This is a genomic window from Pseudomonas sp. GOM7, assembly GCF_026723825.1.
GTDB lineage: Bacteria > Pseudomonadota > Gammaproteobacteria > Pseudomonadales > Pseudomonadaceae > Aquipseudomonas.
In genome coordinates, this window is record NZ_CP113519.1 from 3,586,140 (window position 1) to 3,606,490 (window position 20,351).

16 protein-coding genes are annotated in these 20,351 nt (G+C 62.8%); all 16 read right to left on the reverse strand.

Annotated features, from left to right (window positions below; all coding sequences use genetic code 11):
- Positions 1-63: 63 nt before the first annotated feature.
- A complete protein-coding gene (locus tag OU800_RS15820; RefSeq protein WP_268178275.1) occupies positions 64-1,572 on the reverse strand; it encodes a flagellin in 1,509 nt (502 codons plus the stop codon).
- Positions 1,573-1,820: 248 nt separating this feature from the next.
- A complete protein-coding gene (locus OU800_RS15825) occupies positions 1,821-5,624 on the reverse strand; it encodes a glycosyltransferase (RefSeq protein WP_268178276.1) in 3,804 nt (1,267 codons plus the stop codon).
- Entirely contained in the window at positions 5,621-6,040 is a 420-nt protein-coding gene (locus tag OU800_RS15830; RefSeq protein WP_268178277.1) for a sugar 3,4-ketoisomerase, read from the reverse strand. Before OU800_RS15830 ends, OU800_RS15825 begins: the two co-directional genes overlap by 4 nt.
- 1 nt (position 6,041) lies before the next feature.
- Complete coding sequence (locus tag OU800_RS15835; protein ID WP_268178278.1) at positions 6,042-7,178, reverse strand: DegT/DnrJ/EryC1/StrS family aminotransferase; 1,137 nt, start codon at positions 7,176-7,178, stop codon at positions 6,042-6,044.
- On the reverse strand, positions 7,175-7,654 hold the full coding sequence (locus OU800_RS15840) for an acyltransferase (RefSeq protein ID WP_268178279.1): 480 nt from the start codon (positions 7,652-7,654) through the stop codon (positions 7,175-7,177). The genes OU800_RS15835 and OU800_RS15840 overlap by 4 nt, the downstream gene beginning before the upstream one ends.
- Positions 7,651-9,429, reverse strand: coding sequence for a methyltransferase domain-containing protein (locus OU800_RS15845; RefSeq protein ID WP_268178280.1), 1,779 nt, complete (start codon positions 9,427-9,429; stop codon positions 7,651-7,653). The genes OU800_RS15840 and OU800_RS15845 overlap by 4 nt, the downstream gene beginning before the upstream one ends.
- A 111-nt stretch (positions 9,430-9,540) precedes the next feature.
- Positions 9,541-10,203 carry a phosphocholine cytidylyltransferase family protein gene (locus OU800_RS15850; protein WP_268178281.1) on the reverse strand — a complete coding sequence of 221 codons (663 nt, stop codon included), beginning with the start codon at positions 10,201-10,203 and terminating at the stop codon, positions 9,541-9,543.
- Positions 10,179-10,784, reverse strand: a complete 606-nt coding sequence (locus OU800_RS15855) for an HAD family phosphatase (protein WP_268178282.1) — start codon at positions 10,782-10,784, stop codon at positions 10,179-10,181. Before OU800_RS15855 ends, OU800_RS15850 begins: the two co-directional genes overlap by 25 nt.
- Entirely contained in the window at positions 10,781-11,551 is a 771-nt protein-coding gene (locus OU800_RS15860; RefSeq protein WP_268178283.1) for a class I SAM-dependent methyltransferase, read from the reverse strand. Before OU800_RS15860 ends, OU800_RS15855 begins: the two co-directional genes overlap by 4 nt.
- Positions 11,552-11,698: 147 nt before the next feature.
- Entirely contained in the window at positions 11,699-13,387 is a 1,689-nt protein-coding gene (locus OU800_RS15865; RefSeq protein WP_268178284.1) for a flagellar hook-associated protein 3, read from the reverse strand.
- 68 nt (positions 13,388-13,455) lie between these two features.
- A complete protein-coding gene (flgK, locus tag OU800_RS15870) occupies positions 13,456-15,501 on the reverse strand; it encodes a flagellar hook-associated protein FlgK (protein WP_268178285.1) in 2,046 nt (681 codons plus the stop codon).
- A 9-nt stretch (positions 15,502-15,510) separates the two neighbouring features.
- Positions 15,511-16,680: a flagellar assembly peptidoglycan hydrolase FlgJ gene (gene flgJ, locus OU800_RS15875; protein WP_268178286.1), complete on the reverse strand. Its 1,170-nt coding sequence runs from the start codon at positions 16,678-16,680 to the stop codon at positions 15,511-15,513.
- A gap of 14 nt (positions 16,681-16,694) precedes the next feature.
- Positions 16,695-17,774: a flagellar basal body P-ring protein FlgI gene (locus OU800_RS15880; protein WP_268184347.1), complete on the reverse strand. Its 1,080-nt coding sequence runs from the start codon at positions 17,772-17,774 to the stop codon at positions 16,695-16,697.
- Between the two features lie 149 nt (positions 17,775-17,923).
- The gene (gene flgH / locus OU800_RS15885; RefSeq protein ID WP_268178287.1) at positions 17,924-18,646 is read right to left on the reverse strand and encodes a flagellar basal body L-ring protein FlgH; all 723 of its coding nucleotides are present in this window, start codon (positions 18,644-18,646) and stop codon (positions 17,924-17,926) included.
- A 39-nt stretch (positions 18,647-18,685) separates the two neighbouring features.
- Complete coding sequence (flgG, locus tag OU800_RS15890; RefSeq protein WP_268178288.1) at positions 18,686-19,471, reverse strand: flagellar basal-body rod protein FlgG; 786 nt, start codon at positions 19,469-19,471, stop codon at positions 18,686-18,688.
- 46 nt (positions 19,472-19,517) lie between these two features.
- A complete protein-coding gene (locus OU800_RS15895; RefSeq protein ID WP_268178289.1) occupies positions 19,518-20,258 on the reverse strand; it encodes a flagellar basal body rod protein FlgF in 741 nt (246 codons plus the stop codon).
- Between the last annotated feature and the right edge of the window lie 93 nt (positions 20,259-20,351).

The following is a 20,351-nucleotide window of genomic DNA, read 5'->3' on the forward strand; positions in this document are numbered from 1 at the left end:
ACAATGAGGTAACGGGGAGAAGAGCCTGCAGGCCCTTCCCCCCGTAGTTTAGCGCCTTCGACCTTAGCCCAGCAGACTGAGCACAGCCTGCGGCAACTGGTTGGCCTGGGCCAGGATAGCAGTACCGGCCTGCTGCAGGATCTGGTTCTTGGTCAGCTCCGAAGTTTCGGCAGCGAAGTCGGTGTCACGAATCCGACCACGAGCAGCCGAGGAGTTTTCCGAGATGTTCTGCAGGTTCGAGATGGTGTTCTCGAAGCGGTTCTGCACCGCACCGAGCTGGGCACGCTGGCTGTCGATGTTGGAAATCGCGCCGTTGATGATACCCAGAGCGGTCTGTGCACCTCCCGCCGTGCTGATGTCCACATCCTTGACCGAATCCAGGGTACTGAACTTGTCTGCACCCAGACCAGCGGTCATGCCAGTGACCTCGAAGGCATCGGCGGCTTCCAGCTGAACCTGACCATCGGCACGGGCACCTGCACCACCGTTGATGGTAGCCGCAGTACCGACGTTCTCGTCGCCCTCGAAGTTCTTCGCCTGCAGGGTAGCGGTGGCACCGCTGCCGCCCTGGTAGTTCTTGATGGCGATGGCATCGCCGCGGGAGCTGACCAGTTCGATCTTGTCACCTTTGGAGACAGCCGAGATACCCGTCTTGCCGGTTTCCTTGTTGATGGCGTCAGCCAGTGCACCCAGGTTCTTGGTGTCGGTCACGACCGCGGAGATGACGGTCTTGTCGGTCGACTTGGTGTTGCTGTTGGCACCGTAGAGCTCGAAGGAGATGGTGCCGCTGGCGGAGATGGCGCCCAGTTCGGCCACGGTACGGGCATTGGCGGTCACGCCGGTTTCGTCGCTCTTGGCATTGACGGCACGGGCAATCTCGCTGGCGGCTGCACCACTGGCCGGACCGGTGATGGTCACCTTGCCGCTGGCAGCATTGGTGGTGAACTTCGAGGAGATCTCGAAGGACGCATCCGAGTAGGCAGTGCTGCCAAACTCGGTAGCGCCACTGGCACCACTGGTGATGGCACCGGCTGCACCGCCGGAAGTGGTAACGCGGTTGATACCGATACGATCGGTGGCAGCAGAGCCGATGGAGACGCTGATGGTCTCGTAGGCGTTGGCACCGACCTGGAAGCTCTGCGAACCGAAGCTGCCGTCGAGGATCTTGCGACCACCGAAGCTGGTGGTTTCGGAGATACGGTTCAGCTCCTGTTGCAGTTGGGAAACTTCGGACTGCAGGGCGGCACGCTCGGTGGCTCCGTTGGAGCCGTTGGCCGATTGCAGTGCCAGGTCACGCATACGCTGCAGAATGCCGGTGGACTGTTGCAGGGCACCTTCAGCGGTCTGCGCCAGAGAGATACCGTCGTTGGCGTTACGGGTCGCAACGCCCAGGCCATTGATCTGGCTGGTCAGACGGTTGGCGATCTGCAGACCGGCGGCATCGTCCTTGGCGCTGTTGATACGGGCACCGGTGGACAGGCGCTGGAGGGAAGTGTCCAGGCCTTTAGCCGAGGCGTTAAGGTTACGCTGAGTGTTGAGGGACGCAACGTTGGTGTTGACTGTAAGGGCCATGGTATTGCCTCCAGATGACCTTGAGTACCGATTGTCTGAGCCTGCGAGCTCGGGCCTGCTTGCTCAGACGCCCAGATAGTTCGCATTCGATCTCTTTATCGGCGCCTCCCTGGGGAGCTTTAGGGACTTTTTTCAGCTTTTTTTTATTCTTGCCGGTCAATCACTTAGCCAAAAAATCCTGACCTGCATGGAATTTTGACTGAAAACCGTCGAGCCATTGGCCTGGCCCGACGGTGATCATCGCTCACTCAGTCCGGCATCCAGGCGTCGTGCCAGCGCTGCAGGCCTGCGCCCTCGAGCATCCAGTCGCGGTAAACCGCCGCGCGCAAGCGATCCCCCGCCACGGCTGCCGCATCGAGGTCGTTGATATACATGCGGATGGCTTCGACCCAGTCGCGGAAACGGTTCTTCACCCGGGTCACAGGCAGGTCACCCTTGTAGCATTCCAGATCGCTGCACACCACGGGGAAGCCACAAGCGCCATATTCGAGCAGACGCAGATTGCTCTTGCATTCGTTGAACAGGTTCTGCTCGACCGGCGCTACCGCCAGATCCAGATCCAGACGCGCCAATGCAGCCGGATACGAATCGATCTCGACCCCGGCATGCACTTCATGCACATAGGGACGGATGGCGGCTGGGCACATGCCGAAGAAGACCCACTCCACCTCCCCTGCCAGCTCCTTGACCACATCCGCGATCAACTCCAGATCTCCAGTATGGCTGACCCCGCCGGCCCAACCGACCCGTGGTTTGCGTCCACGCCTGCGCTTGGCCTCCAGGCCCTGCCACCATTCGAGCGGCAAGCGGTTCTCCACCACGCGAATATCGTCATGCAGCCCGGAGAAGGCTTCGGCCAGCGGCGCGGTGGAAACCACGAAGCGATCGACGAAGCCCAGCCCACGGCGCAGGGACTTGAGGATGTCCCGGGGCATGTGCTCGCGGTGCACGCTCTTGATAGGCAGGTTGGGCAGATAGTCGTCCAGCTCGTAAACGGTGAAGGCCGAGGAGAACTGCTTGATGCGGCGCATCGCCTCCAGGCGTTCGTCGCCGATCTGCCGCTGCAGCACGATCACGTCAGGGTTGTAGCGCTCCAGCTCGACCACCTGTAGCAGCCCCTCGGAGAGCATGCCATCGACCAGAGCGTCGCGCTGCATGGCGCGCAACGGCCTGATTACCCGGTAGTTGCCGCAGCCCCAGGGATCGGCCGGGTGCGCCAGCACCACCGGCAGCGGGCGCCAGGTCAGCGGGCGCCAGGTCAGGTTGCTGTCGGCCTCCAGCTCGAACCCCTTGCCGTTGAGCGAGAGATTGCGGTTGTAGGCCGGGTCGTTGGCCAACGCCGGCAGCCATTTTTCATACATCGCATCCTGTTCGCCGACGAAGCGCTTGTACTTGGCCTCGGCGGCCTTGGGATCGATACGCTTCTGGCTCACGCTGCCCTCGTGCATCAGCACGGCATGCGGTGTCCAGACGATCAGGTGGCCGGCCTCGCGCACCTTGAGGCACAGGTCGACGTCGTTGTAGGACACCTTGAACTGCTGCTCCTCCAGCCCGCCGACCTCTGCATAGATCGATTTGCGGATCATCAGGCAGGCGGCCGTGACCGCGCTGTAGTTCTGGTCGACCTGCAGGCGCTGCATATAGCCCGGCGCGTCCATCGGGTCACCGATGAAGGGGTGCTCGGCCGGGCCACGCAGGCCCAGCAACACGCCGGCATGCTGAATCCTGCCATCCGGGTAGAGCAGCTTGGCGCCGACGATACCGACTTCGGGGCGCAGAGCGTGATTGAGCAACTCGTCCAGCCAATGTTCGCTGATGATCGCAGTGTCGTTGTTGAGCAGCACCAAGTAGTCGCCGCGCGCCTGGCGCGCCGCCATATTGTTGATCGCCGAATAGTTGAACGGGTGCGGATAGCGCAGGATGCGCACCTTGCTGTCGCCCAGCGCCTCGACCCCCTCGAACCAGGCCAGGGCTTCGGGCGTTTCGCTGTTGTTGTCGACGATCAGCAGCTCGTAGTTGCCGTAGGCCGTCTTCTCCAGCAGGCTTTCGACGCAGCGCTGCAGGATGGGGAGCTGATCCTTGGTCGGGATGATGATGGAAACCAGCGGCGCATCCTGGTGGCCATAGTGGATCCGGTAGCGTCCCGGCAGATGCGGCACCAGCCGCGCTGCCGCATAGCCGCGACGCTGCAGATGGCCATGGATGATGGCCTGCTCGTCGGGGCAGTCCTTGAGCACCGGGGCCTGGGTAATCAGCAGCGGCTCATCGACATGGCCGATACCGCCCCAGCCCTGGTTTTCGATCAGGCGCAGGATCAGGCCGAGTTCCATGGCGCCGGCATCCTGTTCAGCGAAGCCGCCGAGCTGCAGCAGGACGTCACGACGGAACAGCCAGTGCCGCGCCATGCCCACGGGAAAGCTCAACAGCAGATCAAGGTTGAACGCCGGTCGAAACGCCGCGCCAAGATCGCCCGAGGGCAGACGCTGCAGCTCATCGCCGTACACGGCCGTGCAGGCGCTCGCCGAAACCAGCTCGAGGCCGGCGATCAGCAACCCGGTGGGGGTGAACAGCTCCCCGGCCTGGACGACCATCGTCCAGTCGAAATCCATCTCGCCCAGCTCGGCGTTGAGCGTATGGATATAACTGTCGGCGTCCACCTGCAGCATGTGCAGCTTGCCGCCTCGTTGCGTGGCCGGAACGGCGGCCACGGACAGCACCAGGATGCGCACCGAGGCATACCAGTTGTCCTCGGCCCCCAGGCTCTTGATGGTGGCCGCCAGCGCTTCGGTATCGCCGACCAGGTCGACGATCACCACCGCGATCAACGGCCCGCCGTCATGGGCCTGCAGGTAATCATCGATCAGGGTGCGCTGCGCCTGGGTGGGAATTCGCTCCGCCAGCCAGGTGTTCAGCTCACCGCGCAGGCCGCTGGCATCGCCCAGCGCCAGACGCGGCTCGCCGAACCAGGCGCGCCCCTGCTGCCAGGCGCAGGGCTGCCACTGTGCATCGAAGCCGTTTTCCAGGCTGCGTTCGATATGCTGTTTCACCAGCTTGGCCAGCTCGGGATACAGACGCCCGGCCTGCAGGACGAGCTGATAGGCATGGGCAGTGCCCAGGGCCGGTTTGCCGAAGAACTTGCGATCGACCAGTTGCAGCACACCCGCCAGCTCAAGCAGCGCCGCAGCACGTTCCTGATCATGCTCCGGCTGGCGCAGCAGCAGCGATTCCAGGGACCACTGGCGGGCGAAGCCGACGATGGTTTCGAGCGTTTCGCTGCGAGCGGAGAAGTTCGGCCCGCGATCATCGAAGATACTCAGGTTCGAGCCATGCACGCGATATTCGGTCAGGCACTCCGGCAACCGGGCGATGCTGCCCCGCGCCAGCAAGCGTCCCCACAGCTCGAAGTCCTGCACGTAACGCAGCAGCGGGTCATAACCACCGAGCGCGAGCAAGTCGCTCCTGCGCACCATCGCCGAGGGCGCATTGAGAAAGTTGCCGGTCAGCAGTTGACGGCGCAGGTGAGTGATCGGCTGGTTGAAGAACGCCTCGGTATCACCGCCGACTCTCGCGCCCTGGGCATCGATGACCGCGATCTCGCTGAACAGCGCAATGCACTCGGGATCGCCGCGCAGGTACTCCACCTGCCGGGCGATACGCTCCGGCAGCATGCGGTCATCGGAGCCGAGCAGGGCGACGAATTCACCCTGAGCCATCTCGAACAGACGATTGGCCGCTCGCGAGGGGCCTTCGTTCTCTGCCAGCAGCACGGTGCGGATCCGACCCGGATGGCGCAGCGCGAATTCCTCGATGACGGCGGCCGTGCCGTCCTTGGAGGCATCGTCGGCCACCAGGATCTCGATGTTCGGGTAGCGCTGCGCCAGTACCGAGTCGATCGCCTCGGCAATGTAAGCCTCATGGTTGTAAGCCGCGATGCAGACGCTCACCAGCGGCGTTGCGCGCCTGGCATCCTTGAATTCGCGCAAGCGCGTCAGGCCGGCGCGCAAATGATCGAGGGCGGGCGTCGCGATCGCCCCCTCAGGACGCTCACTCATGCGTCACCTCCCCCCGTGACGACCTGGCGGAACTCATCGTAGTCCCGGTAGTAGTCATCCTCCAGATAGTGTTCCGAGGCCAGCACCATGCACACCGAACCACTGGAGAAGTTATCGATCTCGCGCCAGATCATCGGCGGGATGTAGAGCCCATAGTAGGAGCGGTTGAGGTGGTACTTGAACTTGGTGCGGCCATCGTCGAGGGTGATGTCGAAACTGCCGGACATGGCGATCAGCAACTGGTGCAAGTCCTTGTGCGCATGGCCGCCACGGTGCGAGCCGCCCGGTACGTCGTACAGGTAATAGGCCCTCTTGATCTCGAAGGGTATATGGCGGCCGCCCTCGATGAAGGTGAGGTTGCCACGCGGGTCTTCTATTTTCGGCAGATCGATGATCTTGCAATGCTGCAGTGACACGTCAGTGCTCCCGTGCAGATGTATGGGGTTCGATGGCGGCAAAATCATTGCAGGCATCGATAACGCGGTTGACCTGCTCCGGCGTCAGGCCCGGGTAGAGCGGCAGGCTGAGCACCTGCTCGCTGAGCCCTTGCGCCACCGGCAGGTTCAGCGCACTGAACTCGTTGTACGCGGCCTGACGGTGGATAGGTGTGGGATAGTGGATCAGCGTCTGCACCCCGGCGCGCGCCAGATGCGCTTGCAAGGCATCGCGCTGGCGGCTGCGAATGACGAAAAGATGCCAGGCATGGCGCTCACCACTGCCAGGCAGGGCCGGTAAGCGAATATGTGGGTTGTCGATGGCCGCGCAGTAACGTCTGGCCAGCGCATCTCGCTCGGCCACGTCAGCATTCAATGCACGCAACTTGATACGCAGAAAAGCGGCCTGCAGTTCATCGAGCCGGGAATTCACGCCCTGCATCTCGTGGAGGTACTTGCGGCTGGAGCCATAGCTGCGCAACTGCCGCACGCAGGCTGCCAGTTCGGCATCCGCCGTCAGCACCGCCCCGCCGTCGCCCAGCGCCCCGAGGTTCTTGCCGGGAAAGAAACTGAAACCCGCTGCCTCGCCGAAACTGCCGGCCCGCCGCTCATCCAATGCTGCACCGTGGGCCTGAGCCGCGTCTTCGATCAGCAACAGCCCATGGTTGTCGGCCAGCTCGCGCAGTGCGCGCATATCGGCCAAACGACCATACAGATGCACTGGCAACAGGGCCCGCGTACGTGTCGTGAGCGCGGCACCGACCGCTGCCGGCGAGAGATTGGCGGTGGCCTCGTCCGGTTCCACCAGCACCGGCACCAGGCCGGCCTGGGAGACCGCCAACGCGGTGGCGATAAAGCTGTTGGCCGGCAGTATGACCTCGTCACCCGCCGTCAACCGGCCGAGCTCCACGTAGCCGCGCAGGATCAGGGTCAAGGCATCGAGCCCGTTGCCGACCCCCACGCAGTGGGCTACGCCGCAATAGGCCGCGAACTCCTCCTCGAACGCCGCCAGCTCCTCGCCCTGGATGAACCAGCCGCTGGCCAGCACCCGCTGCAAGGCCGCGACGAATTCCGGCTCGAAGCGCTGGTTCAAACGCTGCAGATCGAGAAAGGGAATCATGCCTGCACCAGCCCATCATCCAGCTTGCGCACAACCCGCGCCGGATTGCCCAACACCAGGGTTCCAGGCGGCACGTCACGCGTGACCACCGCCCCCGCGCCGACCATCGCGCCCTGCCCGATTACCAGCCCAGGGAGGATCACCGCACCGGCGCCAATCGAGGCGCGCGCTTCGATAATGGTAGTCTCGAAACGCTCCGGGTATTCACGCGAACGCGGATAGCGATCGTTGGTGAAGCTGACGTTGGGGCCTATGAAGACATCGTCGGCCACGCGCAGCCCGTCCCACAATTGCACGCCGCTCTTGATGGTGACGCGATCACCGATCAGCACATCGTTCTCGATGAAGCAGTGCGAACAGACATTGCAGTCCTTGCCGATGCGCGCACCGGGCAGGACGACGACGAACTGCCAGATACGGGTGTGCTCGCCTATGGCGCTCGACTGCACGTCGGCCAGTGGATGAATCGAACTCATAGGCTCAACGCCGACTTGATGTGATTGACCACACGCTCTCCGGCATGACCATCGAAGCCGGCGAAGAAATGCTCGATAAACGCCTTGCGTCGCTGGGCATCATCGGCTGGGCGCTGGCTCAAGCCATCGAGGAACAGCTCGACCCCGGCCATGTCCGCGGCCCGATCATAATGCTGAACCACGGCTTCACCCTCAGCGTTGAGGCCGAGGCCATGGGGGTTCTCCAGATACAGGACCGGCTTGCCGGTCACCAGATACTCCATCAGGAACGAGCCGACATCGCTCATCATCGCGCAACTGGCGGCGAAGGCATGCCGATGATCGGCGCGCTCGTCGATGATCACGCCAAGCGCCGTCAGCTCACGGCGCATGGCCACCACACCCTCGGCGTCCAGCAGCCCCAGGTTGATCAGCTTGCGCCACAGCAGCGGGTGCGGCCGGAACAGCAACACCAGATCCTTGCGCGCGGCGAATGCCGAGACGATGTCCATGCCCAGGCGGTCGAAGGTGGACCAGAGGTCGGCATCGAAGGAAAAGTGCGCATTCCACAGCACCGCCCGGCGCTCGCCGATCTGCTCCAGCAGGTGCGGATCCACCGGGAAGCTTTCCAGGTCCACCAGGCCATCCATGCGCGGATGCCCGGACACCACCACATGGCTGTCTCCCGTGGGGCAATGGCTGCCGAACAGGGCTTTGGCTCCTTGCGAACGCACATAAACGGCGGAGGCATGCATTTCCGCCGGCTGACCGAACTGCATGGCCATATTGGCCTCGCCACCGCCCACTTCGAGCCCGTAGGGGATATAGGCAGTGAAGGCTACACGCCGGCGTATCTCGGCAAACTGGTAAGGCAGCGGCCGGGTGGCGTCGTAGGGCGAGGTGAACAAGGCGACATCAAAGTGTGCCGTGTCCGGATCCAGTTCATCCCAGTAGACGTAAGGCACGCCCAGGGCGTCGAGATGCCGCTGCGAGTCCTGTCGGTTCCAACTGTAGTCGACGTGCAGGAAAGGCAGGAGCACCACCGTGGTGTGAATCGACTCGTCCTTGCACAGGGCCGCCCAGACGCTACTGACATTGCCCCAGGAGGCCGGTAGCTGATAGAAGATCGCCACGCTGAGCTTCTTCCCCACGCTCAGCGCAGTGGCCTCGCTGTTTGCCGGGCAATGCAGCAGGTAAAGCACCCGGCCCTGACCCTGCTGCCCTTCGGCCAGCACGAAGCGCTGCACTAGACGCAGCCCCTGCTGGGTAAAGGCTTGCAGATACGGCGCCTCCTGCCGGTAGAGGGTCTCGTACTCAGCGTCGCAGTGGTAATGCTCGGCTGCGCCGTCGAGCATCAGCCAGTCCTCGAGTACCAGATAACCACCGGGCTGCAGGGCCTGCACCAGCGTATTCACGGCGCGAGTGAAAGCTGCAGGCTCGATCAGACAGGCCAGCAAGCCCATGCTCGCCACCCGTTCGTAACGACCATCGATCTCCAGCCCCGTGATATCGCCCTGGGCAAAACGCAGCCCCTGCACCTGGCGTTTACAGGCCTGCTCGATCAGGTGCGGCGAAAGATCCACGCCCAGCGCCTCTCGGCAGTCCTTGGCCAGCACCTGGGTAATTTCGCCATCGGCGCAGCCCAGATCAAGCAACCGTCCACCTTGAGGCAGCAACGGCAGTATGTAGGTGTTCAACACGAAATGTTGCTGAGAGTAGATCTCGGGCTTGTCCAGCCGACCACTCCTGGCCTGGCGCCAAAAGCGCTGGGAGACTTCACCCCTGCTATCGCTCATACGGGTTCAACCTTGTAATGGGTGTTTCTCGTTACGTCCAAGATCACGCTCGATCCCTGTTATGTGGCTCGCCTTTGCGCCATCTTTTGCGTGGCGCATGCATGGGGCTGGCTATCGATTCTGCCCCCATTGGCTGGCCAGTACATTGCGCGCCATATCGAGATCCGCCGTGGTGTCGATATCGAACGCCTTGAGCTCGAATGCAGGCAAAGGCAGATGTGTTTCAATCGCCTGGTAGACATAGATAGGCTCGTTACGCACGAGCTCGGGGCGCAGTACGGCGATCCCCGTCCACTCCATTGCCGGACGCGGCTCACGGGTAAAGCCCTGCACCAGCGCCCCCGAATCGTCGAGAAGCACCCTCACCCCATCGCTGGTGATATAGGGTGACACTCCGATCAATTGCTCATGATCAGCGCTGGCCTCAAGAAAGGCAGTGAAACTGCGCGGCTCGACCACGGTATCCGCATCAAGAACCAGAAAGCGCTCGTCCAGATGACGCGACACGCGATAGATACTCTGCAAGGTGTTGGTACGTGCATAGTCGGGATTACGCACGATGATCAGATCCGGGCGTAGGGAAACGGCATGCTCGATCACTTCCTCTTCATGAAAGCCCACTACCAGCCAGACGGTCTCGGCCCACTGCAGACGCTCCAGATGCCAGTCCAGCAGTGAACGCCCAGCCACCTCGACCAGACACTTGGGCTTGTTCAGCCCCAAACGCGAGCCGATACCGGCCGCACTGATCACAACGTGCTTAACAGGCGACATAGGGCTTTCCCGTCGTAGGTAACGAAATCGCTGAGTTTGACCAGCACCTGGTTGGGGGCATGCACCCCGCCGTAGGCAATGCGCCAGTCGGCGGCCTCGAACATCGGTACATCGTTCATACCCTCGCCGACCGCAACGATACGCTCGAAGCGCCCGCGCAAACTGCTGACGGCATCGCCTTTATGAAGGATATGCTCGACCCCTTCCAACTGACCGTCCTGACCCAGCCGCGCCCGCGAGGTGAAGCTCTGGATCCCCAGCTTGTCGAGCACGGGCCTGACCCAGAGATCGAGGTTGCCGGTGACCACGAATGCCTGCTGTGGATGTCGCGATATGAACTCGAGTATGGCCGGGTCGAATTCCACCTGTTCGTCGAGGGCCGAATGAATCCAGTCCAGCCTGGCATCACGCAGCAGGCGCACGCGAAGCTTGAAGGATTTGTCGAAGGGCAACAGGCCGTCGATGGTGGCCTGCGTCAAGACACTGATTTCATCTTCCAGCCCCACAGAGGAGGCAATCAGAGGCAGTAGTTCCTGGCGAGTCAGGGTGCCATCCAGATCGAAACAGTAGGCTGTCGTCATCCCTGCTCTCCCTCACAGCGCAGCACGAAGAAATACTGACGGGTTTCCACCCGTTTTTCCAACCCATCGGGAAACAGGAACCCCTCTCGCTCGATCCTTATGGCCTTTCCGGCAAAGGCCGCATTCATCATGGCCTGCAGCTCGTCGACGGTACGATAGATGGCCGAGTATTCATCTGCCAGTTCTTCAGAGTAATAGCGATCGAGGGTGAAACGCTCGCTGACACCAACCGGCTCACGCAGGTAGATGGCACCACCTGGGGCGCAGAAGCAGGCAGCATCGCGGAGCACTTTCACGCAGTCCTCATCGTTCAGATAGATGAGCAGGCCGGATATGAGAAGAAGATCGAAAGGCCCCGGTACGGCAAGCTCGTCAGCGCGAATATCGGTTGCCGACATGACCTGAAAGCTGAGCCCTGCGATACCACGCTGCTCGGCCTCCTGTCGTGCCTTGCCAATCAGGCTGGACGAGAAATCCAGCCCGAGATACTGCAACCGAGGACAGTGCTCGACGAGAAACCAGCCCCAGCGACCGATGCCACAGCCGATATCGAGCGCACTTTTGACGCCACTTAGACCCAGCACGGCTGCCACGGCGGCCTTCTCGGCCAGATCACGCGCCGCCACAAGATCAGGCTCGCGATCCTGATACATGGTTGCACTGAGCAGATTGGTGTATTCGCGCTGTCCGCGGGACTCGAAGAAAGACTGCGTAGCATCGTAATCGATGGCTACCTGTCGTCCCTTGATGCGTCGAGAGTCAGTCAAGATATGCCCTCACAGGTCGTCGGTTCTGACACTATCAAGCGTAGACCGGGAAATGCCTGCGCCGGATAGCTGGCACAAGCACGATCTTTTTCCCAGTACAGCAAGAAGTCGGCCAACCCGCAGCAAGCAAATCGATGCAACGAGCGTTCAACGCAATTGATTGAACAGATTCAGCCCGGCGATCTTCACGTAGCTCTGCTGCGCCGCCTCGAGGATGATGCTCTGGAAAGACAGGCGCGACAGGGCCTCAGCGTAGTCCAGTTCGCGCAACTCGGCCTGCACGGACTTGTTCACCAGAGCCACGTCCTCGTTGTCGACGCTGGTGGTCTCGATCAGACCGAGGCGCGCGCCGATCTCGGTATGCACTTCATCGACGTTGGCCATGCCGTTGTCGAGGTTCTTCAGGGCGATGGCCACCTCATTGCGCACGGCCAGGTTGCCGGCCGGCGAGGTGGGCGAGGATTCCAGCGCCTGACGCAGACGCGAGATGGTATTGAGGATGCCGCGCTGTTCCTGGAACTGCGGTTTGACGCCGAACTCGTCACCGCCGGCAGCACTGGCCGGCCCGGACAGGGTGAAGTCCACGCCATAGACGTTGAAGGTCGACGGATACGGCCCCGCAGCCGTGCCCGTGGTCAGCACCGGGCTGTTGGGGCCGACGGGCTGAGCATAAACCTCGTAGTTGGTATCGTCGGTGAAGCGCAGCACCACGCCGGAGGTGGGGAACTGGCTGTCGAAGGTGTTCTGGTTGACGATGGTGCCGCCGGCCACCACGGCCGCCGAGGCATTGGTGGAGGAGCGGGTCACGGCGAACTCGGTCGGTGCCGACTGCAAGGTGAAGCTGTGCGTACCGAGCCCAGGCGAGCCAGCGGTGGCCGGTGGTTGGATATCGGCCAGCAGGTTGTCCAGATCCAGCGGGTTGTCGCCCTCCTTGAGGGCCACATCGAGCTGGAAACGCATACCGCGAAAATTGATGGAGTTACCGCCACTGACCAGCGGATCGATCTTGCCGCCGCCAGGAATCTCCGAGGTGACGTCGGCGCCGCTGGCATCGTAGATGCGAAACTCGTTGCCGCTGACGAAGGCCAGCGAATAGGGCTCGCCGCTGCGGAAGTTGGCATTGAAGGCGCGCTCGTCCTCCACCAGCCCCGGCGACATGAACACGCGCTGCTCATCCTCGGGCACGGCAGCGATGGTGGTCGCGGGCAAGGGCGGGGTCGGCAGAGCCGGATTATTGACGCCGCCTGCGTTGATCACCCGATCGGCGTTGCTCACGTCCTCGAACAGGCGCTTGCCGTTGTCGTTGATCGCCACGTTGGTGGAACTGGCCACCTGCAGGCTGCGCTGGCCCTCGTCGCCGAAATAGGAGTAGGTGCCATCCGGGTTGCGTACGAAAGGCTCGGTCTTACCCAGGTTGCCGGAGAACAGGTATTCGCCACGGGCGTTGCGGCTGTTCATCAGGTTGAGCAACTCGGCCTCGCGCTCGGACAGCTCCTTGGCGATGGAATTGCGGTCAGCCGAAGACAGAGCCCCGCCACCGGCCTGTACGGCCAGTTCGCGCACCCGCTGCAGCACGGTATTGACCGAGTTGAGCGTGGTTTCCTCCTGAGACAGGCTGTTCTTCGCGGCTGTCAGGTTGTCGTTGTACTGCTTGAGTACCGACTGCTGCTGCTCGAGCTGCAGCAGGCGCACCGAGGCGACCGGATCGTCCGCCGGGGTCAGGATGCGGTTGCCACTGCTGATCTGCTCCTGGGTGCGGATCACGTTGGCGTAGTTGTTCCCCAGGCCTGAGACGCCGTTGTTGAACGCCTGAACGGAGGAAATGCGCATGACCATAAGGCTTGCCTCTTGCGGTACCTGCCATCGGAGCAGGCTTGACCCTCCCGCATTCGGGAGGGTCGCTATCAGAATGTATTGATCAAGGTATCGAACAGGCTACGCGCAACTTGAATGATCTGCGCGGAGGCCTGGTAGTACTGCTCGAACTGGATCAGCTTGGCGGCCTCCTCGTCCAGGTTCACCCCGGAGACCGAGTCGCGGTTGTCGGTGGCCTGCTTGAGGATCGCCGAAGTCGCCTGGCCATCCACCCGAGCCTGGCTGGTCAGAGTACCGACCCGCTCGACCAGGTCACCATAGGCATCGGAAAAACTCGAGCCCGTGGTATCCGGCGCGGCCGGGTTGATGCCGATGACCGATTTCTTCTGCAGGTCGACCAGGTTCAGGGCGTTGCGGTTATCGGACACACCATTGGTGTTGAACGACACCGAGAAATTGTCGCCTGCTGCCGGCCGGCCGCTGATGTTCACCTGATACTCGAAGGCCACCGGAATCCCCGGCGGATTGGCCGGCACGTTGATGGTCAGGGCGTTGTCCTGACCCGGCACGATGTTGCCGGTATTGATCACGTTGCCGTTGATGTCCACCACGTTGTAGCTCTGCGTGGCACCACCGGCGGCACCCATGACGATACGCAGCGGCGGCGCGTTGCGCAGGCTGGTTTCCAGGTCGGCTTGCGCCGCCGGGTCATAGATGTCGATCTCGGTCTTCAGGGTCGGCTGGCTGATCTTGCCGGTGCCGATGTTGCCCGGGCTGGTTTCGGCCTTCAGCGGCGCGGCGAAGGCCAGCTCTTCGGGGTTCTTCATGTCCGCGCGGATGTCGCGCCCGGCATTGCGGGTGGGCATGATCTGGAAGCGGTCGCCCGCGGCGAAGGTGCCGGCGGCGACGCCCAGGCTGAAACCGTCGATTTCCGGCGCTGGCACCGTGGTGATGTCGAAGGTGGCCGGGGTCGGCGGAAACAGGGTGCCATCGGATTGCCGGCGCACCACGTATTCGGTGGCGCTGGTGAACTGCACCTCGTAATCGCTGGTGGTCAGTTGGGTGGTATCGGTGATGCTGACATTGAGGTTGGCCGAGGGGTCACTGTTGCCCACCCGCGCCAGGCTGCGCTGAGCGAGCAACAGCGGGTCGTTGAGCGGGCGGAACAGTTCGTTGCCGAACTGGCCGTTGAGATCGAGCCCCTGCCCGAGCTGGACGTTGAGCTGGTCGGCAACCGACAGCGCCAGGCGCCCTACCGAGTTCATCGAAACGTCCAGCACGTCCTGGCGATAGCGCAGCAGGCCGCCCATCTCACCGCCGGTGATCAGCGAGGTGACGTTCTGCTGGGAATTGCCGCTGACAAACTGGATCTCGCTGCGCAGCGGGTCGGACAACCCAGGAGTGATCTGCAACTTGGAAGCCGTGCTGCCGACCACCAGGGGCTGGCCGGAGCCGATGAACAGGTTGTAGCTGTTGTCGTCCTGCGGCACCACGCTGACGCCGACGAACTCGGACAACTTGCGCACCGCCTCTTCGCGCGCGTCGAGCAGATCGTTCGGTGCCCGCCCGTTGGCCGAAGCGATGGCGATGGCGTCGTTGTAGCCGGCGATGGAGGTCGCCAACTGATTGACCTGGTCGGTCACCGCCGAAAGCTGCTTGTTGATGAAGCTGTTCTGCTCGAACAGGCGGTCGTATACGGTGTTGAAACGCTTGGCCAGACCCTCGGCCTCGGACAGCACCAACTGCCGTGCGGGAATGTTGGCCGGGTCTTCGGCGGCGGTCTGCAGGGCGCTGAACAGCTTCTGCAAGCCGGGCGTCACCCCGGTGGTACTGCCGGCCAGCAGCGAGTCGAGCTGGTTGATCTGGCTGAGGTAGGACTGCGTATCGGAGTTCAACGCCGTGCTGCTACGCACCTGGGTGGTGAGAAAGTCGTTGTAGATGCGCCGCACGTCCACCAGCGTGGTGCCCGAGCCGATGTAACCGGCACCGCTGAACTGCGGCACGCGCGTGGCCTGCACCGAATCCTGGCGGGAGAAGCCGGGGGTGTTGACGTTGACGATGTTGTGGCCGGTGACCGACAGCGAGGTCTTGTTCGCCGACAGGCCGGACAGGCCGATGTTCAGTAGGTCAGCCATGCTTCAATCTCAGGTCCTGGTAGTCGAGCCATCGGCAGCCGCGACCGCCTGATAGGTCTGCATCTGACGGGCGATCTGGGAGATCTTGCGCGCGTAGTTGGGGTCGGTGGCATAACCGGCCTGCTGCAGTTCCTTGACGAAGCGCTCCGGGTTCTCGGTAACGTTCAGCGCCTTCTCGTAGCGACCGTTGTCCTGCAGGAAGCGCACGTAATCATCGAAGCTGTGGGCGTAGGACTCGTAGGTACGGAAGCTGGCGGATTCCTTCACCGCCTTGCCGCCCTTGAACTCGGTGGTCAATACCCGTGCCGAGTCCCCTTCCCAGCCGCCATGGGCCTTGATGCCGAACAGGTTGTGGCTGCTGTCGCCATCGCGGGTGCGGATGATCGACTTGCCCCAACCCGTTTCCAGCGCGGCCTGAGCCACCAGATAACGCGGGTCGACACCGATTTTCTCGGCAGCCGCCTCGGCCATCGGCAACATGGTGGCAACGAATTCCTGTGGCGAGGCGAAGGCGGCCTTGCCCGGCGCCAGCGGCGGCTGGGCGATGCGCCGGCCAGCGAGGGCATCGATGTCCAGCTTCGGTGCCGTGGTCTTGGCCGTGCTGACCTGCGCCGGAATCCAGTCCTCGCCAGCCAGTGTCTTGCCATCGCCAGCGGCGGGCACAATGCCGGCCAGCAGGCGATCGGTCAGTTTGCCCGGCAGCGCCAGGCGCCGACGATTGAGTGCGGCCACATCATCGCTCTCGCGAAAGCCGGAGACCCCCTTGACGCTCTGCTCGGCACTTTGCGCCGCGACCGGCTGCTGCACCTGGGCAAAGGGGTTGGGGCGATCGGAGTGCTGCTTGAGCTTGGACATCTGCCGCGTCAGTACATCGGCCAGGCCGATGCCGCGACCTTCCTTGGACAGGGTGACCGCCAACTGCTGGTCGTACATGTCCTGGTAGGTCTTGCTCTCGTTGCTGTTCATGAAGTTGCCTTCGCTGAACACGGCATTGGCCGAGCGCATGGCCTTGAGCATTTCGTTGACGAACAGCGACTCGAACTCCTTGGCCACCTTGCGAATGTTCTGCTCGCTGTCACCGCCCACCTTGAATTGGTTGAGACGGTTCAGGTCGTTGAACGAGCCGCTGTCGACCGGGCTCTTGGCGCCGAGCAGACCGGCTGAGAGTCGAGAATCCATACGCTTTTGCCTCTTTAGATCACGATCAGGTCAGCCTGCAGGGCGCCGGCTTGCTTGAGCGCCTCCAGGATGGCCATGAGGTCGGAAGGTGCGGCACCGACCTGATTCACCGCACGTACGATTTCGTCGAGGCTGGTGCCTGGGCCGAACTTGAACATCGGTTTCTTTTCTTCCTCGGCACCGACGCGCGAGCGCGGCACCACGGCGGTCTGGCCACCGGAGAGTGCTTCGGGCTGGCTGACGATGGGGTCTTCGGTGATGGTCACGGTCAGGCTGCCGTGGGTCACGGCCGCTGGCTGCACCTTGACGTCCTGGCCGATGACGATGGTGCCGGTGCGCGAGTTGATGATGACCTTGGCCACCGCCTTGCCCGCCTCCACCTGCAGATTCTCCAGAATCGACAGGTAATCGACGCGCTGATTGGGGTCGAGCGGCGCGCTGACGCGGATCGAGCCACCATCGATGGCCTGAGCCACGCCGGGGCCGAGCAGGTCGTTGATCTGATCGACGATGTTCTTCGCCGTGGTGAAGTCGGGGCGATTGAGGTTGAGAGTCAGGGTATTGCCCTGATCGAAACCACTGGGCACAGGGCGCTCGACCGTGGCACCGCCGGGAATGCGTCCGGCCGAGGGCACGTTGACGGTGATGCGCGAACCATCGGCGCCACTGGCATCGAAGCCGCCGACCACCAGGTTGCCCTGAGCGATGGCGTAGACGTTGCCATCGATGCCCTTGAGCGGCGTCATCAGCAGACTGCCGCCGCGCAGGCTCTTGGCGTTACCGATGGAGGAGATGGTGATGTCGATGGCCTGGCCCGGCTTGGCGAACGCCGGCAAATCGGCATGCACCGAAACCGCGGCGACGTTCTTGAGCTGCACGTTGCCACCAGCCGGCACCTTGATGCCGAACTGCGCCATCATGTTGTTGAAGGTCTGCACGGTGAAAGGTGTCTGCGTGGTCTGGTCGCCGGTGCCGTTGAGACCGACCACCAGGCCGTAGCCGATCAGCTGGTTGCTGCGCACGCCCTGAATGGAGGCCAGATCCTTGAGACGCTCGGCCTGGGTTGGCAGGCTGATCAGCAAGCTGCATAGCATCGTCGCCAGCAGCAGCCAGTCGTTGGCACCACGGCGGCGATAGCCACGCTGCGCTGCGGCGAACTGCTGACGACAGGAGTACTGCGGCTTGCTCTCACGAGCGGCCGGGCGCAGGGCACTGATCCAGGATGTCATAACGGCTCTCCAGCTCAGAACGGCCACAACGGGCTCATGAAGAAGCGGCTCATCCAACCCGGCTGGTTGGCATCGGCGAAGGCGCCCGTGCCGGAATAGGTGATGCGCGCATCGGCCACACGGGTCGAGGCCACGGTGTTGTCGGTGGCGATATCGTCGGCGCGCACCAGGCCGGAAATACGTACCAGCTCGTCGCCGGTATTGAGGGTCATCCATTTCTCGCCGCGCACGGCGAGGATACCGTTGGGCAGTACTTCGGCAACGGTCACGGTGATCGAACCGGACAGACTATTGCTCTGCCCTGCCTGCCCGGAGCCGGTGTTGGCGCGTTGCGAATCCCAGCTCGAATCCAGGCTCAGGTTGTTGTTGGTCATGCCCAGGGCGCTGAGGCTGCGCAGCGGGTTGTCAGGGGCCACGGCCATGCCGAACAGGTTGGGCACGCCGAGGGTGCCGCTGCTGTCCTTCTTCAGCGCGCTGTTGGCGTTCTTGCTGGCCTGGGTACGCTCGTTGAGGGTGATGGTGATGATGTCGCCGACGCGGAAGGCCTTGCGGTCGTCATACAGGCCGTTCTCGAACCCGGCCTGATAGATCGCGCCGTTGTTCTGCGCCGCCGGCATGGGCGTGCGTGGCAGCACCGGCGCGTAATAGGGATCGTCCGGCTTGGCCGTCGGCGCCACGCAGCCACTGCTCAGCAGCACGCTCGCCAACAGGGGAAAACAGATCAATTGCCGGTTCATAACCTCTACCTCACGGTGTAACTAGTCGGGCTCGATGGATCAGAGGTTCTGCGTCACGAACGACAGCATCTGATCGGCGGTGGAAATCACCTTGGAGTTCATTTCATAAGCGCGCTGGGTGGTGATCATGTTCACCAGTTCCTCGACCACGCTGACGTTGGAGTTTTCCAGGGTGTTCTGCAGCGTGGTGCCGAGGCCGTTGAGTCCCGGCGCCCCTACCTGCGGCGCACCACTGGCGCCGGTTTCCAGGAACAGGTTGTTGCCGATGGCTTCCAGGCCGGCGGCGTTGACGAAGTCGGCCAACTGGATGTTGCCGATGACCTGCGGCTGCGGGTTGCCGGCAGTGGTCACGGAGGCGGTGCCGTCTTCACCCACGGTGAAGGTACGCACCTCCGCCGGCAGGACGATGGCAGGCTCCAGCGCGAAACCCTGAGAAGTGACGATCTGGCCATCGGAATTGAGATGGAAGCTGCCGTCGCGGGTATACCCCACGTCACCATTGGGCATCAGGATCTGGAAGAAACCGCGACCGTTGACCGCCAGATCCAGCGGCTGCTCGGTGGTCTGCAGGCTGCCTGCAGTGAAGATCTTCTGCGTGCCCACAATGCGCACCCCGGTACCGAGCTGCAGGCCGGAGGGCAGTTGGCTGTCCTGGGTGGACTGGCCACCCGGCTGACGGCGAATCTGGTACAGCAGATCCTCGAACTCCGCGCGGTCGCGCTTGAAGCCGGTGGTCGCCACGTTGGCCAGGTTGTTGGAAATGGTGGTCAGGTTCATGTCCTGGGCGGACAGGCCTGTCTTGCTGACCCACAGAGCCGGAAGCATGTCGTTTCTCCTCGGGCGCCGGTTTTACGGCGCCGCGTACTGGTAATTAGCTAAGTTGCAAAACCCGAGCCACGGACGATGCATTGTCCTCGGCGGTGCGCATCATCTTCACCGACAGCTCGAACTGGCGGGACAGCGCGAGGATGGCGGTCATCTCTTCGACGGCATTGACGTTGCTCGACTCGAGAAAGCCCGAGGTCAGGGTGACGGTGGCATCGGGCTCGACCTGGGGCTGGCCCTTGACCCGGATAAGGCCATCGGTGCCCTTCTCCATCTGCTTGGGATCGGGATTGACCAGCTTGATGCGGTCGACCTCGGCCAGGGTATTGGGTGCCTCGCCCAGCGCGCGGATGCTGATGGTGCCGTCCTGGCCGATCTCCACCTTCTGCTCCGGCGGCACGGCGATCGGCCCGGCATTGCCCATGACCGGCAAGCCATTGCCGGTGCGCAGGACGCCAAGGGCATCGATGTTGAGGCTGGCAGTTCGCACATAGGCTTCGCTGCCATCGGCAGCCTGCACGGCGATCCAGCCCTTGCCGCCGACGGCCACGTCCAGATCACGCCCGGTTTCCTGCAACGAGCCTGGCCGGAAATCCGTGGCCGGGCGTTCGCTCATGGCGAATACGCGGGCCGGGAAGGTTTCGCCGAACAGCGGCATGGAGCGCGCCTGCTCGAAATCACGGCGAAAACCGGTGGTCGACACGTTGGCCAGGTTGTTGGCGTGGGCGCGCAGCCCCAGGCTGTTGTTCTGCGCACCTGTCATGGAGACGTACAGCATCTTGTCCATGGAAATCCTCCGAGTGGGCGACGTGCCCTTGGCTCTTTGCATGCTCTAAAGCAAGTGCCGTGCCATTCCCGAAAAACAACCACAAGATACTGA